The following is a 15707-nucleotide window of genomic DNA, read 5'->3' on the forward strand; positions in this document are numbered from 1 at the left end:
GCAAAAGGACCTCGTTCACAATGGTCAAAGTGCCACCCATCGTGCCTTATCCCATTCATGTTTCAGTCACTAACCGCGCCAGTTCACACTCTTTTATAAGCGCTTTCATATCTTCTTAAAATGTCATAAGCTTGTTGCCCGTTTTCGGCCTTGAACAAAGCTTTCAGAGTTGCTTCGTCAGCAATGATTTCGGAAAGTTCTTGAATGGCCCGCAAATGTTGATCGGTATCTTTCACCGCGATCGGCACGATCATGCGAATACGAAAACCATTTGGATAAACAACTGGCTGTTTCAAGATGTAGAAACCAAACCCATTGCGCAACACGCCATTTTCCGGCACGGTATGTGGGATTGCCACCTGCGTTCCAATAAAACTGTAGTTGTCCGCGGCTGCTGTCTCTGCCATGAGTGTCTGGCGAAAAGGGTCGGTTACATAGTCCAACCGTTCGAGTGGCCGAATTGCCTGTTGAAGCGCTTGTTCCCAGTTGCGACTGCTACCAACCTGAATCAAATCAGGCTCAGTAAAGTCGGTCAGGCGTGGTTGGTCAACCACGGGGAGCTCTTCAACCGTCTGATCCGCTAGAAAGCGGCGCAGTGCGTGATCAAGTCCAACGGCATCCGTCACTTTTGCATGCTTGCGGACAATAGCCGTCAAAGCGGAAATACCGGTTTGAATATTTTTGACCCCGATGTCGTTCAACACCCGGTAGCGCAATTGCACTTGTTCATCGCCGCTGAGCAGGGGATGAATAATATACTGTCGTGCTGACGTCTTGAGGGGCACGGTTGTAAATACAAGATCGTAATCCCCTGAAAAATGTTCAAACTCCCGCGCTGATGTTGCTGAAAGAAAACTAATTTCCGGAAATAAGCGCCGCAGATTCTGAATCATGAGTTTGGAAACAATCAAGCCATTTGTGCAAACAACAGCCGCTCGTTCCTTACTAACATGTAAATCAGCGGACTTTTCCAGTTCCCCGTCAAAGTAAAAAGCGATCAGATTGCGCTCATCTTCCGGAATCGTTTTCCCCGTCAGTTTTTCAAGTGGTTCAATAATGGCGTTGATCGTATCGACTAAGAACCGATGTCGGGAATCAGCAGCCATCACCTGACCAATGCCAATATCATGCAGATGCAAGCCATAACGAACGCGAAAAATAGCAGGACGTAGATGAGCAAGCAATCGTTTAACGAAATCGTCTTGGTCGGTAATTTTGATGAAGGTTTGCTGTTCAAATTTTGCGACCATGGTTTGAATAGCCTTGACCAAATCCGCATCAGCAACGCCAACATCCCCGCGAATCGTATTCGCCGAAAGCAGGAGAATGACCAACCACTCGGCATCCGAGTCATTTGTCAGCCATGCTTTAGGCATTAACGGCCTTAGTGCCGAAAACTCCTCGGTATCACTGATCTGATGCTCGAAGTAATGATGATCGCTTACTCGATGAGACAGGTTGCGTGTGACATTCATCAAAACCGCCAACATCAGGAAGCTGAACGATTCGTCTGAATAAGCCACATTTCGGGCATTTTCAACCTCGCGAACAAAATGAATGACCTGTTCGGTTGGTAGTTTGCCAAGTTGTTCCATCGAACTGCGACCATCGTCGTATTTCAACAACTGCGTCACGAGATAATTCAATAAATTGCGAATGGCCAACTCCGAGCCTTCGATAAAATAACCTGCTTGGCGCGTATACTTCAGTTTTAATTGCCGCGTACTCAGAAAACGCGCCGCTGCTTTCAGATCCGCTGAAGCTGTGGTTCGACTGACACCGCTAAAATCATAGATATGAACCAGCGATAACAACTCATCGCTCACAAGCAGGTACAGGCAAATGAGCAGGATGCGCTCCTCTTCTTCGCGATAAACATACGGTTGCGGTTCTTCAGTCGCTTGCAAATTGAAAAACTCAGCAATCTCACTCGATGTGACAAACTCGCCTCGCGGTGTCCGCGTGATCTTTGGGAGTTGATGATCGACCAACTCTTCATTAATCTGAGACAATGCATACGCTAACTGACGACGAGTAATGCCAAACTTCTTTTCTAAATCACCACTTTTCAAATTTGGATGACGAATAATTTCTGAAAGGATCTGTAAGTTGCGTTTCTTCAAACAACTCTCACCTCCAGGTTCAATTTCAATTGTACGAGACAAATGGCCGTTGTGACGGCGCTTTCATTCCAGCTTTTGTGCACCCTCTCTTGGTTTGCAATGTACAAGGTGTACTCCCCAGTTCACAGACGTTGGCAACAAAGGCTTCTGTCAAAACAAAAATGGGCAAAAAAAGAACCCACAAACACGAAGTTTGTGAGCCGTTGGTACTTATTCGAATCATTCGGAGACTTTCTGGTACAAATCGACAAGTTCCCCTGCCAAATCGCGAAAAGTAATCGCCGTCATCACATGGTCCTGCCCATGCACCATCAGTAACGATACCGGTTGATGTTCGCCGCTTGCCTCAGCGGTTAGCATGCCGGTTTGTGCTTGGTGTGCCTCCGCCAGAAATTGATCGGCTTCTTTGAGTTTGGTTTCAGCTTGAGTAAAATCACCAGCTTTGGCAGCTCTAATTGCTTCAACTGCTGCCCCTTTTGCATTGCCGCCTGCCATGATTAACTGCATGACGACAAGTTGTTGTTGTTCATCCATAAAAGCGTCCCCCCTTAATAGCCTTGAGCGCCAGCACTGTCTTTATGTCCTGCAAGCAAATTGTTGACGCCTTTTCGGCCTGTTTATGCCATCAAATCAAGCGCTGTTTGTAGAACATGATCGCCTTTCATCAGGCCGTAATCTTGCATATTAATGACCGCTACTGGAATCGTCAGCGTCTTTTTAAAGTCACTTTCTAAGTAACGCACTTGCGGCCCAAGCAGCAACACATCTGGGTGCTCAGCTGCTAATTGATCCTGAGCATCGGAAGCTGATGCGGCAAATATTTTGACATGAACATCTGTCTGCTCAGCAGCATCCAGCATTTTTCTAACCAACATACTGGTCGACATACCTGCTGCACAAACCAGCATGATCGTCTTCTCATTTTCAGCCATGATTCTTTTCCTCACTTTCAAATGGACGCAACGTTGGCGCCACCAGTCCAGTCGCCGCCACCTGACTAAACCAGTGACCTGATTTTTTGAGTGACTTTGTTTGATTGCGTAGGTCATTACGAATCAAACCGTACCGATTCTTGTAAGCATTCAGCCATGACCAGCAGTCAATGCCGGTCCACACGAAGTAGCCATGACAATTAGCCCCTTCTGCGATAGCCTGGCTTAAGAATCGCAGGTGATCGGTCATAAACTGAATGCGATAATCGTCTTGGACCATACCGTCTTTCAAAAACCGTTCTTCGTTTGCTACCCCTATACCATTTTCAGCCACAAACCAAGGCAGATTGTCGTAGCGACGCTTAATGGTCATTGCAATGTCATATAATGCGTCTGGGTATATTTCCCAGCCTTTATCCAAATTCATTTTTCGGCCTGGCATGTCGTAATTGTCAAAATAGATGTCAGGCAACCACACTTGTAAGCTATCTGGTGAAACAGCCGGGGCTTGCACCCGGAACGGGTGGTAATAGTTAACCCCAAGGACATCAATTCGGTTGGCAGCAATCACTGCGAGTTCATCAGGAGTTGCCTCCCATAAAACGCCATCTCGTTTGAGTCTTGCTACCAGCTCTTCTGGAAAACGGCCATGAATAGCTGGCTCTAAATAAAGATCATTCGCCCACTGTTCCGCAAATCGCGCCGCAGCTAAGTCCTCAGGTGCTTGCGAGGCCGGATAAACCGGTGTCAGATTAACAATTGTGCCAATCGTTCCTTGCGGCTGCCGATTGATCTGCCGAAACGCCGCCACAGCTTGGGCACTAGCTAAGTTCAGGTTGTACGCAGCTTGCACAGCCATCCGCCCATCGACAATATTAGGATAGTGAAACTGATATAAGTATTGGCCGTCAACGATGACTTTAGGTTCATTAAAGGTAAACCAATGCGTCACCTGATCGCTATACAGTTCAAAACAACGCGTGGCAAATTTCACATAGAGATCCACCACATGTTTTGACTGCCAGCCGCCATATTGATGTTGTAACGTCACTGGCAAGTCAAAATGATGCAGATTCACATACGGCGTGATACCAAGTTGATGCATAGTCTTAAAAACTCGGCGATAATAATCGGCCCCTACTGGATCCACCGTGCCTGCTTCAAGATCGTCAATCAGGCGCGTCCACTGAATCGAGATTCGTAATGCCTGCACGCCTGCTTGCTTCAACAAAGCAAGATCGTTTTCATAATCGTTGTAGAAGTTCGAGGCAACATCCGGACCAACGTTGTGGTAGAAGTCTTGTGGCCGAGTATGGTAATGATAATCAAAAATGTTTTCGTGATTTTTATGAAAAGTGCCTTCTGCCTGCGGACCGCTGGTTGCCGCTCCCCAGACAAAATCAGCATCAAATTGAATGGTCATGTCTTAGCCTAAATGCGCTTGCCAGACGAGAAGCTAGTCTGACTTGCGCTCCTTTCTATACTCGATTTCTGATGTCAGCGGCTGCGTTGGCGCTGTTGAAAATTAACTGCGGCGCCGTATAAATTGGCTTCAGCCTGAAACTTGGCAATGCGAACGATTGGCCGAATGGGGGCAATTTCGACTTTTGCCATCACAACATCGAGCGCCTGATTCAAATCTGCAAGCAAGTCAGAATTTTGGGAAATGCCACCGCCAATGACAAAACAATCTGGATCAAGACTGTACTGCAAATTGAAAATGGTTGTTGCCAGCACCTGTAGTATGTCACGAACGGCTTTCTGGGCTAATGGCTGTCCGGTTTTGGCCAGTTCGTAAAGGGCTTTCCCGTCCAAATCAGTGCCATTTGCCCGGTTGTAGCGATCAGCCGCGTTCACAATGGTACCAAGATGACTGACCGTGTCGTCATTGCCGTACAACATATAGCCAAACTCGCCGCCTAACAGATGCCGACCACGATGAATCCGGCCATCCAAAACGACCGCACCGCCAACCCCAGTGCCTAACACCAGAAAAATGACGTCACGAACATCTGTTGCTGAACCGGCCTGAACTTCTGCCAGTGCGGCGCAATTCGCATCATTTTCGATGGTGACAGGCAGCTGGAAACGTTTGGTCAATTCAGCCACAATTGGAAAATGGTGAATATACGGAACCGCACTGGCACCGCGGATGATGCCGGCAGTTTGATCCACTGAACCGGGACTGCTGATAGCCACACCGGTAATGGTTGCTTTACGCTGCAATTCACGAACCTGAGTTTGAAGTGTTTGGTAAAACAAGCCCAAGGTCTGCGGCGTTTTGACACTGATTTGGTGGGAGATGCCAGGCACCTCATCGTAACAACCGAATTTAAGGGTTGTGCCGCCAATATCAATAACTGCTAAACTCACAGCGCCACTTCCTTTTCTTGATCACGCACGTAGTCCAACGCCAATTGACAATAAGTCATGTTTGCCCACGAAAACCACGTTCGCGTGAACTGTGTAGGATCGTCTTTGTGCACGCCTTCATGACATTGGCCAGTACCGGCTGTTGTGGCAGCAATCGTGGCAAGTTTTGCTGACTTAACAGGTTCACTTTTAGCCACCAGCCCTTCCATCGCCACTGCAATCGGCCAAACATATTCCGGCGGGGTGTGCTCGCTACCAATACCTGCCAAAGCTTCTCCTTGGTAGTAGTACGGATTTTGTCTACTCAAAATAAAGGTTTTGGTTGCCAAGTAAATCGGATCGTCAGCTGCAATGGCCCCCAGAAAAGGTAAGCTCAACAAACTTGGAACATTCGCATCATCCATGAAACGTGTCCTGCCAAGGCCATCCACTTCATACGCCAAACCTTGATCCCCGCTCGGCAACGTTTGAATCGCATACTTAGCAATGCCTCGCTCAATTGCTGTCACCAAAGTTTGTGCTCGTGCAGCCAAGGACTGGTGATTGGCCGGAATCAGCGGCAACAAGCCTTTCAAAACCGTTTTTGCAAACAAATTGGCTCCTCAATTTTCAAGGCAAGTGCAACGATGATAACGAATTCTTGATAGTGGTCTAGGCTGTTACGCCATGCATCGGTAGTAATCGCATGGGCGAAGATAGTTCAGAATACGTCTGGGACGATGGTTCAGTGCGGATTGGACTGCTTGAATTTCAACCAGGGTAACTGCTCTGAGAGACTTCCCTTTCGGGAAGAATTCCCTAAGCAGTCCATTGGCGTTCTCGTTTGTGCCACGCTCCCAAGGCGAGTACGGATGTGCGAAGTAAATCTGGGTTCCAACAATCTCTGATAACTTGGCAAACTCGGAACCATTGTCAAAAGTGATACTCTCAAATTCCTTGGCCCCGTAGTCGTCGATCGTGTCCTGCAAGGCTTTAAGGCAGGTGCCCGCATGATAGTCAGGAATCTTGACGATGATCTCAGTCCGGCTGTACCGTTCTGTGAGCGTCATTAATGCTGGCTCATCAGCTAAGCGAATACCCTTGACCAAGTCGCCTTCCCAATGTCCCACGCCTGTGCGGTCATTCACGGCCGCAGGACGCAACTCGATTGAGTCGCCGTATATCTTCTTATTCTTGCGCTTGTGGGCGTTCTTATAGCCTTTGATGCGGCGTCGGAGCTTCTTGGGAAGTGTCATGTTGTCTAGCTCAAGCAGCCCGGCGTCGATGTAGCGATACACAGTTGTCGTTGAAGGGCAAGCCTTGCCCTGGTCGCGATAGAAGTGTACGAAGCTATCAACGCTGTGTACGCGCGGCTTACGAGTAAGCTCCCTGGAGAGAGCCTTGAAGAACGCACGGCCGGTCTTAAGAAAGGCGTAGTGACCGGTTCTATCGCGTTTACGGTCGTGCATGGCTTGGGCAGTTTCCGCAAGATAGACTTGACGCGAGTGACGCTTCGAGTCGAGCTGAGTTACAGATCCACGCGTGATTTCTCGTGAGATTGTCGCTTTACTGCGATGAAGCTTCTGTGCAATCACGGTCGCGGTGTCACCAGCAGCCTGAAGGGCCTGAATTGTAGCACGGTCGCTAAAACTGAGTTGTTGGTAATGCTTGTGAGTGTTAGTCTGAGAGTGGGTCATGAAGATTCCTGCTTTCTTGTTTAGCTAGCACTAACAAGAATAGGTCTTCATGGCCTTTATGGTCTAGTCGTCAGGGTGTTGCACTTGAATTGTAAACTGGGGCAAACAAATTGGCTGGAATATGGTACCCATATTCACACCGGTTATCACTCGGCCGGAAGCCATCCCAGATGAGCCCAGTATAAGCAACAGGGGTGCCATAACCGTTATTTGGCAAAGTATCGTTAGCTGCAGTGTCACGCCGGCGGAAAAAATAGGGTGACTGTTCATGATGCTGTTCCTGTTCAAAAATATCTAAAATGACCGCGAATGTTTCCCAAAAAGTCGCATCAAACAGCGCTGCATCGCCTGTTTCAGTATGCAACCGCAACGCCAACGGCAACGGTGCACATAGCGTATCAATTTCGAACTTGCGCTCCCAGACTTGTGGTGAAACCGAAATATTGGTTTCATCGTCATCGCGCCAATGAGCCGCATTGGCCGTCTGATTAAAGGCATTGGCATACGGATCAAGCTGCACGAACGCCAATTCTCGTCGTAGGACACCTTCAAGAATCGGCTTTAAATCGGGCACGTCTTTGATGAGCTGTACATAAGGCAACACTTGAAAGGTTGCGTCTCGTAGCCACATCGCCGGAATATCGCCGGTCGCAACAAAGTAGGTCCTATCCGCCTGCCGACTTGTGGCCTTCATCAGCGCATCCGGCAGTAAAGTGCGAAACATTTGCTGAGCCGGGGCATATGGTAATGGATGCTCATCAGCAAAAGCAGTAAGTGCCGCTGCTAACGGTCGGCTGTCTTCAGTCATAACGACTCCTTTTTCGATGCTAAGCTGATGTGTCGCGGATAGATACCGTACGTCCGAATCTCTCCCGGCTTAAAGGCTGGCAGCTTAAATGTGGTGACATCGGTGGCAAGCGTTTGCTTCGTTTCATGATTGAGATTCAATTGACGAATACTTGCCGCAACTTCAAGGATAAAGTCTCCTGCTGTTGCCACAGTGACATCGGTCGGGTTATAAACGCGAACTAGGTAGCCGGCATGGTCAGGCGTTTCACTGACACTCGACACAACCAGATCGCGACTCACCAGTTGCACAGGTGACTGATGCACTAGGTTTGTCTGATTAGTGTTGATCGGGAAGTATTGCAAAGGCGTGGTGAAACGATCCAACGTCTGTGTTTGATAGCCAAGGCTGCCAATTGCCAACGACTGAACCCGTCGTTGCAATTCCGCCGGGACAAAATCAGCATCAAGGCAAATCCCGCCTTGCATTTGCCGGGTCCCTAAAAGTTGACTATCAGGCGTCGGCACATACTTGGTCTGCAGGCCAGAGGCATCACCAGGCCGCCGTTTTAAGTCAGGTCGGCCAAGGTACCCGACACCGCGGAACATAGTAACGGCTAACTGGTCAAATTGATCACCAATCAACTGAAATTCTTTTTCGCCTAATCCTAAGAAGGTCCAGCTCGTTTTGTCATCGTGCGTATTGGCAAAATGAATGAGCGGCCGCAATGCCGTCGGTTCTTCATGATAACCAATGGCGCGCCAATCTTTGAGATGTGGATCAATCACCGGACGAGCGGCAATTCCGAATGGCGTATCGGCAAAACTCGTCTGTGCTTGCACCGGTGTATTCAGAATTAAACGGAGTCGATGATCACAAACGGTGTTTTCAACGGTAAATTCAAAATGAATCACCGGATCATCAGCGGCCAACTTCAAGACCAAAACATACGGCATCTCGACACTGGCCTTTTTGGCTGCACGTTGAGCTAGATCACTTGGCAACTGCCATTGACCACGAAAGACAAGTTCGCTTACCAGTTTCCCTTGCTGACCCGTGACCTCGGCTTCAGCCAGCGTCAAGTCCAGCAGCCAGTCTTGAAAAGCCGGCGAGTAGTCATAGGTATCACCTTCATCACCGCCATCGTCAAAATGAATCGGGTTCACAAACGATTGCTTCGTGCGTCGATCAACCAACACCAGCTGGCCCTTGTCGAATGTCAGCGTGTAATAGGCGTTGCTAATCGTTGTGCTCGGCTGACGATCCGTTACGCACTGGCTCGCTTCCTCAAGCGTGAAGCCCACCCAATCCATCGCCTTCATTGTCAATGGCACGACAATCGTTGTCCGATAATAAACATCAGGTTTTTCCTGTGCTGGATCGCGCCGCAAAACGGCGTTATCAACTTTCACCTGTTTTAAGATTTCATACGTGACAACTTCACCATTTTCATCTTTAAGTGAAAAATGCTTGCCACGCGTTGCCAGCGTGATCTCACCATTTTGATGAACGGGCCGCACCGTTGGATTCCAGAAAAAGACATTTAGCGATGCCGGTGCTCCGCTAGCCAGTTTGCGTAAAAGATAATCGCGGACTGATTCTGCCAGTTGTAGCGCCTCAACACCGCGTTGGTAAATATCTTGATTCGTCGCATCTGAATTGCAGCCGCCTGATGAATCATGTGCTTGGCCACGGGCGATGGCACGCCAGATATGAGCCACCATCCCATCTTGCGCTTCGATGCCTTGATGAGCCGCAATCACCATCATCGGTTCAACCACATCGACCATCAAATGCTCAAGCCGATCGTACAAATGCTTTAAATCTGCTCGCGATGAATAAATGCCGCGATGAATTTTCGATGCTGACGGATCAATGAACTCGCCTTGATAGGTTGGCAAATCAGAACTTGTTGCTAAAGCTTTGAAAAAATCCGGATAGTTGTCTTCTACCAATCCAAAGTCGGACGTCTGCTGATTGGCGTACTGAAGTCGATCCTTCAAGTTAAAGTCGACTGCTCGTTGATCACCACCCACTGGCAGCGCTAAGTCATGTGCTTGCGTATCTGTGGCAATACGGTGTAGCAAAGCCGCCGTATCATCGTTTTCAATTAGGTCAACGCCTGCATAGTAACCATTCTTGATATTAGCCGCTAGAACTTTTGAGCCATCATTAGCCGTCCAGTAGAAGTAACGGGCATTCTTTTCATGCGGCATCCCGCGCCAAAAGACAGTGGCGGTAATGTCAAAACCTTGATAAATCTTCGGCATATCCTGTCCTTGACCAAATGAGTCAGGCAGATAGCCAACTTTCATGACGCCGCCCAAGTCAGCCGCTAATTTGTGGCCAAGCTGCAAATTACGAACGATGGCTTCACCACTCGTTACCATCTCGTCAATTTGAGTGTACCAAGGGCCAATGAAAAGCCGCCGTGCTTTGACAAAGCGCATCATGGCTGCTCGTTTATCCGGGTTTGTCTGCAGATAATCGTCGACAATCGCCAATTGCCCATCTAAAAGGTAACTATCCAGCTGATTATCGGCGAGTGCCTGTAAGACTTCTGCCATGTGATAGGCAAATTGAACCCGTGCTTGCTGGCGCGTGAAATACCATTCGAAATCCCAATGTGTATGGGCAATAACATGAACTTTCTGCATCAAATAAACTTCTTTCTATTCTTTATCGCTCGTTAAGTTTGCAACTCATTAAGCTGCTGCCATTTGTCGCTCGTTGCGTTGATTCATAATGACAAACGGTGCGTAAAGGAAAACATCAAAGATCACTAATACCAAGGCGAGAATGACGGGACTCATATGCAAGCCGCCAAGAATCCAGGTACTAAAGAAGATCGGTTCATTACCCGAGTTAAGTACCACCAGCGGCACAACCCAACCGATTGACGTCACTACATAAGCCACAAGGGCATTAAACAGCGGTACGACAATCCAAGGAATGAACATGATCGGATTCAAAACAATTGGCAGTCCGAAGATCACCGGTTCATTAATACCGAAGCAACCTGGCACCAGCGCCAATTTTGCAACTTCGCGCTCCTTTTCGCCTTTTTTAGCAAAAATCAACATGGCAATGATGAGGCCAAAGGTAGCACCGGAACCGCCAATCATGGCGTACACATTCGTCATGGTGTTAGGCGCGATCGAAATATCGGCAAAACTTTTGGTTTCAGCAAACTTAGCAACATTTTGTAAGAATAGCGGTAACCAGAAGGCCGATACGATCCCCCAAACAATGTTGAAGCCGTGCAAGCCAAGGAACCACAGAATTTGTTCTAGTAAGATGACAACAATGATAGCTGGTAATCCTGTGCCCACGGTCAACAGCGGCTTAATCACGACCGTCGCGATCAATTGAATTAAGCTTGCATACCCCATCGCCTGCAATCCAATTCGAGCAAGCCCAAAGAGCAACAACACTTCTGCCATTGGAATTAAGGCAAAAAATGAATCAAAAACATTTTGTGGGACGCTGCCGGGCATTTTGATCGTGAATTTGGAACGGCTAAATGCCGCGAAAAGGGCAACAGCCAACATTCCGACAATCAAGCCGGTAAACATCCCTTCATAACTAAAAAGTGATGACGCGAAGCCTTCAATCACCTTCGCCTTAGGATCGGCAAAGTTCACATTGTTGGGTACCATCACAAAATATGCAGAGAAGGCTAACAACGTGGCGATAATAATGTTCATACTCTTGTTTTCGTCACGCTGTTTTAATTCAACCGCGTAGGAATAGGCGCTTGAGATCACGACAATCAACCCAACGATGCCAAGAGTTGCGACGCCTAAATAACCGAATAAATTGCTAATACTTGTCAACCAACCCCAGTGAAGAATTTGAGACTTAATCAAGGCATCCAACTGCATCTTGATTAAGTTAGAAAAAGACCCAATCACTGTAAACGGAATCGTTCGAACAAAGGCGTTCTTGACCGCCTGTAAAATCGTGTTGTTTTGAACCCACATTGATGCTTTAAGCAACGGTTCTTGAAGCTTATCAACATTGAACTTCATCATTAACCACCCCTAAGTAGATTTTGTTGGGACAACGCGCTGTGATATTGTCAGTTTAAAGGCGCTTTCATTTTTTGTAAAGACTTATTTTTATCTTGTGTATACAAATTTTGAGAAATAGAAAAATGTTAATATACAAATATTCAAATAATTAACAGAATGACATGCCAAATATCTGACTTGTGTTACAATTAGTGAACAAATAATCCAGCTGAGGTGACATCGTTGTATCTATATTGGGAAATCTATTCCGACATCAAAAAAGACATCCTGACAAATCATTATCGCGCAGGCAAACCGCTGCCAACTCAGGAAGTTCTCGCCAGAACCTACCACACAAGTCGTTTGACCATCAAAAAAGCCCTTCGTATGTTGCAAGATGAAGGGCTAATCTATACCAAACAAGGATCAGGCAGCTTTGTGCGCGCTCAAGCACCAGACGACGACAAGGAATTGTTGCCGCTTGATGCGCCAATTGGCGTGACTTATTCGCATCGTGATCAAAAAATCACCAGCAAGCTGCTTTATTTTGACGCCCGTTTACCAAGCGCAACTGAGCAAAAAAATCTTGGCATTAAAAGTAATGAACCTGTCTACGATATCAAACGAGTTCGCCTCGTGAACGGGCATTTTTACAGTCTAGAACACACCACCATGCCGACCAACATCGCGCCGCTCGACAAGAAAATCTTGAAGGGCTCGATTTATGATTACCTTGGCAGTAAGGGCGTTCAGTTAACTGATGCCCGACGCATCTTGTATGCCACCGAAGCTGATGAAGAAACAGCCGAGGCACTCCAAATCAAACAAGGCAGTCCAGTGCTGGTTATCGAGCAGACCGCCTATGATCAAGAAGGTCACGCATTTGAATACTCGGTTTCAAGCTTCATCCGCGACCACTCGCGATTCGTTTTGAATATCCATCGCCGCTTGCCGGATTTACCGCATTAGTTTGGGGCTGTGCGAATTCATTGAAGCTGTGATTACTGACAGCCAAGATGAGGAAAACGGTCCCTCTGTACGCAAAGGGCCAGACTAACGTTTCTTTTGCCGTGCCAAACTCCGCAATCCTCGACAGGTAATCTATGAGACAACAAAAGCCGGACAAATTTTCCTCGCATGGAAAAATTTGTCCGGCTTTCTTTACCAGTTTTAACTTGTTCTAATCTTGTCTTGCTACATTGTTTAAATTCAGTTTTTAACCACCGCTAGGCTTTCAAAGGTTCCTTCAACATGCCATCAGTTGTTTTACCGCAGGACTGATAGCTTTCTAACAATCCCAGTTTCATGAAGACCGTCTGTTGATAAGCAATCTTCGCATTCCATTCAACGGTTTCCAGAATTTCTGTGGCATGATGCAAGTCTTCGGAAGTGATCAAAACACCATGGCTGTTTAAGAGGAAGATGTGCTCTTTTGCCGCATCTCCGACTTCCTTCAGGCCATTGTAGACCGTGTCTGCAAGTTCCTTGGAGCAGGCTGGTGCGTATGGCAGTACCCGAATCGGACCAACTTCTTCAGTAACTTCGGTGACATTTGGCATATCCAATCCGGCTGTTGCCCAGAACATGGATTCTTCAGCATGGGAATGATAGACACAACGGATCTTGTCGTTGGCCCGATAAGCTTCTTCATGCATGTTGATTTCACGGGTCAGACGACCAACGCCGTCAATCAGTTTGCCGGTTTCAAGATCAACCACCAAAATTTGGGTTGGTTGCAACTTGGCATACCAGGCTTCAGACATCATGGTTGGCGTCATAATCAGATAATCTTTGCCAGCTTTAATATGAATATCCCCGTAATCAAAATCCTTGTCAGGGGTGATCCGAACGCTAATGTTGCCACCTGCAACATTGGTATTCTTCCGCATGAACATTTCGCGGGCCACTTCGGCTAAATCTTTCCGCTCATTGTCAAAGACATATTGTTCGGTCATTTTGAAATTCCTTCCTTATTTGTCCGACGCGCCAATAACTCTTCCCGTCTTTTTTCAATCTTTTCCTTGCGTTTGCGATCATAATCGCCAAACAAAATTGGATTGACTTTGACGTAAAGGATCACGGTGGCAATTCCCATCAAGAGACATAACCATGTGTTACCGCCTAGCAAAGCAATTGATATCCCAATCGTATCTAGGAAAACCAAGAATGATGCTAAGGTTTTACTCACCTTTATCACCGCGTTTCTTATCATGACTGGTCTGACTGAAATCCAGTCCGCTAATGTCATTCAAATCAACATCATCAGCTGTATCATTTTGCTTATCTTTGGCAGCCTTCTTTGATTCGTTCGACGCTTTCGCATCGCTGAAGTCCAAACCGCTGAGATCGCTCAGATCAACATCGGTAGCATCACTGCTGGTTGAAGCCGGTGCTGTTGGCGCAGCTGCGGCCGTGACCGGCGCTAGTGCACCGTAACGTTGACTCGGTAACTTGATCTTGATTTGATCGCGGTACAACCAGATGAACCCGAGTGTCCAAAGAACCGCCAACGCGATTGCCCACCACTGACCATTGAAAGCTTGCGCGAAGAACAAGCGGAAGTCCGGCCCTTCAAATGTGGACCATGAAAGCTGCTGACCAGCCTGAACTTTAACAGTGCCGGTTGATTTGGCCAAGTTCGTGATAACTGGCGCAAAGTACGTGGCACCATATAAGAAGATCGGCGTAGTAATGATGCCCAATGTGATCATCCGCAACAGGTTTGCCCCAGTCAGTAACAACGCAGCGTTAACAAAGGACAAGTTGATGATGCCAGCGAATGGCAAGACGGTGTTGTGCGGCAAGATCATGGCGAAGACCAACATGATCGGCACCAGAATGATCACCGTAACCCACAATTCGTTACGTCCGGCAAGGATTGGCCAATCAAGGCCGATATAAACCTCACGACCTTTAAAGTGTTTCTGCATGAAGCCGCTCATCGCATCAGCAATTGGTGATAAGGCGGTCATGAAAAGTTTGGAGATCATTGGGAATAAAGTCATCGCAGTTGCCGCTTTAATCGCTAAGTTCAAGGAGCCAGAAACGGAATACCCGGCACCAAAGCCTAATAGCACCCCAATCAAGGCACCCATGACGGTATTGTCACCCCAGACACCAATTCGCTTTTGCAACGCATCAGCGTCAAACGGCTTGTTCATAATCGGAATAAAGTCAAGCAACTTATTAAGCGGTTGCAAGATGACCGCGAATAAGGTGATAAAATGCGGTACTGTGACACCCGGCATGCCTGTCAAATCCTCAATATGCCGTTGCCACATATCACCTGCTTTCAGTTCGAAAACAATTTGAATCCCGGCAACTAAGAATCCGAAGAAGGCATTGTGCGTAAAGTACAAAACAACGACGTAAGTGAAAATCTTGTTCCAAACGTTCCACATATCAACGTTCAGGGTTTTGGTCCAGTTGAACGTCAACATCACGAAGTTAATAGCTAATAATAACGGGAAAAATAGGAACGCGGACTTGTACGACCAAGTGATGGCAGCAACCCCGGTCCAGCCGGCATCAATCGCATTCAGGCTCAAATGGAAGAGCTTGGACATGGATTTTGCCGCTGGTGAAATAGCCTCCATCATGTAGTTAACGACCAAGGTCATGCCGGAGAAAGCAACCCCCAAGGTCAAAGCGGCCACAATTGATTTTTTGAACTTCAACCCGGCAACCAGACCCAGAATCAACATGATCAATGGCACGAAGACCGGTCCACCCAAATTCAGGATATAATTAACGACGTCTTTTAAGATTGTCACGATTTTCCACCTCCTCTAGTAGAATGGGCT

At 47.4% G+C, this 15707-nt stretch carries 12 protein-coding genes and 2 pseudogenes; 1 reads left to right on the plus strand and 13 read right to left on the minus strand.

The features are described 5' to 3' along the window. Positions 1-83 precede the first annotated feature (83 nt). The 10 genes and pseudogenes from LBPC_RS13510 to LBPC_RS13555 all read right to left on the minus strand — a co-directional run bounded on the left by LBPC_RS13510 (position 84) and on the right by LBPC_RS13555 (position 11922). Positions 84-2123 (minus strand): BglG family transcription antiterminator, encoded by a 2040-nt coding sequence (locus LBPC_RS13510; RefSeq protein ID WP_003662590.1) that lies wholly within the window; start codon positions 2121-2123, stop codon positions 84-86. A gap of 219 nt (positions 2124-2342) precedes the next feature. Next, entirely contained in the window at positions 2343-2657 is a 315-nt protein-coding gene (locus LBPC_RS13515; protein ID WP_003662589.1) for a PTS lactose/cellobiose transporter subunit IIA, read from the minus strand. 83 nt (positions 2658-2740) lie between these two features. After that, positions 2741-3055, minus strand: a complete 315-nt coding sequence (locus LBPC_RS13520; protein ID WP_003567884.1) for a PTS sugar transporter subunit IIB — start codon at positions 3053-3055, stop codon at positions 2741-2743. Then, a complete protein-coding gene (locus LBPC_RS13525; protein WP_003662588.1) occupies positions 3048-4478 on the minus strand; it encodes a glycoside hydrolase family 1 protein in 1431 nt (476 codons plus the stop codon). Before LBPC_RS13525 ends, LBPC_RS13520 begins: the two co-directional genes overlap by 8 nt. 74 nt (positions 4479-4552) lie before the next feature. Then, the gene (locus LBPC_RS13530) at positions 4553-5428 is read right to left on the minus strand and encodes an ROK family protein (protein ID WP_003662587.1); all 876 of its coding nucleotides are present in this window, start codon (positions 5426-5428) and stop codon (positions 4553-4555) included. Then, positions 5425-6027 (minus strand): annotated as a pseudogene (locus LBPC_RS13535) (glycoside hydrolase family 125 protein); the annotation flags it as partial. The gene LBPC_RS13530 and the pseudogene LBPC_RS13535, both read right to left, overlap by 4 nt. Before the next feature lie 60 nt (positions 6028-6087). Then, on the minus strand, positions 6088-7104 hold the full coding sequence (locus LBPC_RS13540; RefSeq protein WP_041091378.1) for an IS30 family transposase: 1017 nt from the start codon (positions 7102-7104) through the stop codon (positions 6088-6090). Positions 7105-7204: 100 nt separating this feature from the next. Next, positions 7205-7912, minus strand: a pseudogene (locus LBPC_RS13545) (glycoside hydrolase family 125 protein); the annotation flags it as partial. Further along, positions 7909-10548 carry a glycoside hydrolase family 38 N-terminal domain-containing protein gene (locus LBPC_RS13550; protein WP_003662581.1) on the minus strand — a complete coding sequence of 880 codons (2640 nt, stop codon included), beginning with the start codon at positions 10546-10548 and terminating at the stop codon, positions 7909-7911. The gene LBPC_RS13550 and the pseudogene LBPC_RS13545, both read right to left, overlap by 4 nt. 48 nt (positions 10549-10596) lie before the next feature. Beyond that, positions 10597-11922: a PTS sugar transporter subunit IIC gene (locus LBPC_RS13555; protein ID WP_016365850.1), complete on the minus strand. Its 1326-nt coding sequence runs from the start codon at positions 11920-11922 to the stop codon at positions 10597-10599. A 225-nt stretch (positions 11923-12147) separates the two neighbouring features. Between LBPC_RS13555 and LBPC_RS13560 the strand changes: the two genes are divergently transcribed. Next, entirely contained in the window at positions 12148-12873 is a 726-nt protein-coding gene (locus tag LBPC_RS13560) for a GntR family transcriptional regulator (RefSeq protein WP_003567895.1), read from the plus strand. 257 nt (positions 12874-13130) lie between these two features. Here LBPC_RS13560 and LBPC_RS13565 read toward each other — a convergent pair whose 3' ends face one another. The 3 genes from LBPC_RS13565 to LBPC_RS13575 are packed head-to-tail and all read right to left on the minus strand — an operon-like array spanning position 13131 to position 15677. Further along, entirely contained in the window at positions 13131-13859 is a 729-nt protein-coding gene (locus LBPC_RS13565; protein WP_003662576.1) for a class II aldolase/adducin family protein, read from the minus strand. Beyond that, positions 13856-14092 (minus strand): hypothetical protein, encoded by a 237-nt coding sequence (locus LBPC_RS13570; RefSeq protein WP_003567899.1) that lies wholly within the window; start codon positions 14090-14092, stop codon positions 13856-13858. Before LBPC_RS13570 ends, LBPC_RS13565 begins: the two co-directional genes overlap by 4 nt. Beyond that, the gene (locus LBPC_RS13575; protein WP_003567901.1) at positions 14085-15677 is read right to left on the minus strand and encodes a PTS galactitol transporter subunit IIC; all 1593 of its coding nucleotides are present in this window, start codon (positions 15675-15677) and stop codon (positions 14085-14087) included. The genes LBPC_RS13570 and LBPC_RS13575 overlap by 8 nt, the downstream gene beginning before the upstream one ends. Between the last annotated feature and the right edge of the window lie 30 nt (positions 15678-15707).

Origin of the sequence: Lacticaseibacillus paracasei subsp. paracasei (assembly GCF_000829035.1) — a bacterium.
In the GTDB taxonomy this organism is placed as follows: Bacteria; Bacillota; Bacilli; order Lactobacillales; family Lactobacillaceae; genus Lacticaseibacillus; species Lacticaseibacillus paracasei.

What these genes read in the sequence shown, in the direction of transcription:
- LBPC_RS13525 (WP_003662588.1), bottom strand. Translation starts at nt 4,478, where the DNA reads ATGACCATTCAATTTGATGCTGATTTTGTCTGGGGAGCGGCAACCAGC.
- LBPC_RS13515 (WP_003662589.1), bottom strand. Translation starts at nt 2,657, where the DNA reads ATGGATGAACAACAACAACTTGTCGTCATGCAGTTAATCATGGCAGGC.
- LBPC_RS13550 (WP_003662581.1), bottom strand. Translation starts at nt 10,548, where the DNA reads ATGCAGAAAGTTCATGTTATTGCCCATACACATTGGGATTTCGAATGG.
- LBPC_RS13565 (WP_003662576.1), bottom strand. Translation starts at nt 13,859, where the DNA reads ATGACCGAACAATATGTCTTTGACAATGAGCGGAAAGATTTAGCCGAA.
- LBPC_RS13540 (WP_041091378.1), bottom strand. Translation starts at nt 7,104, where the DNA reads ATGACCCACTCTCAGACTAACACTCACAAGCATTACCAACAACTCAGT.
- LBPC_RS13520 (WP_003567884.1), bottom strand. Translation starts at nt 3,055, where the DNA reads ATGGCTGAAAATGAGAAGACGATCATGCTGGTTTGTGCAGCAGGTATG.
- LBPC_RS13555 (WP_016365850.1), bottom strand. Translation starts at nt 11,922, where the DNA reads ATGAAGTTCAATGTTGATAAGCTTCAAGAACCGTTGCTTAAAGCATCA.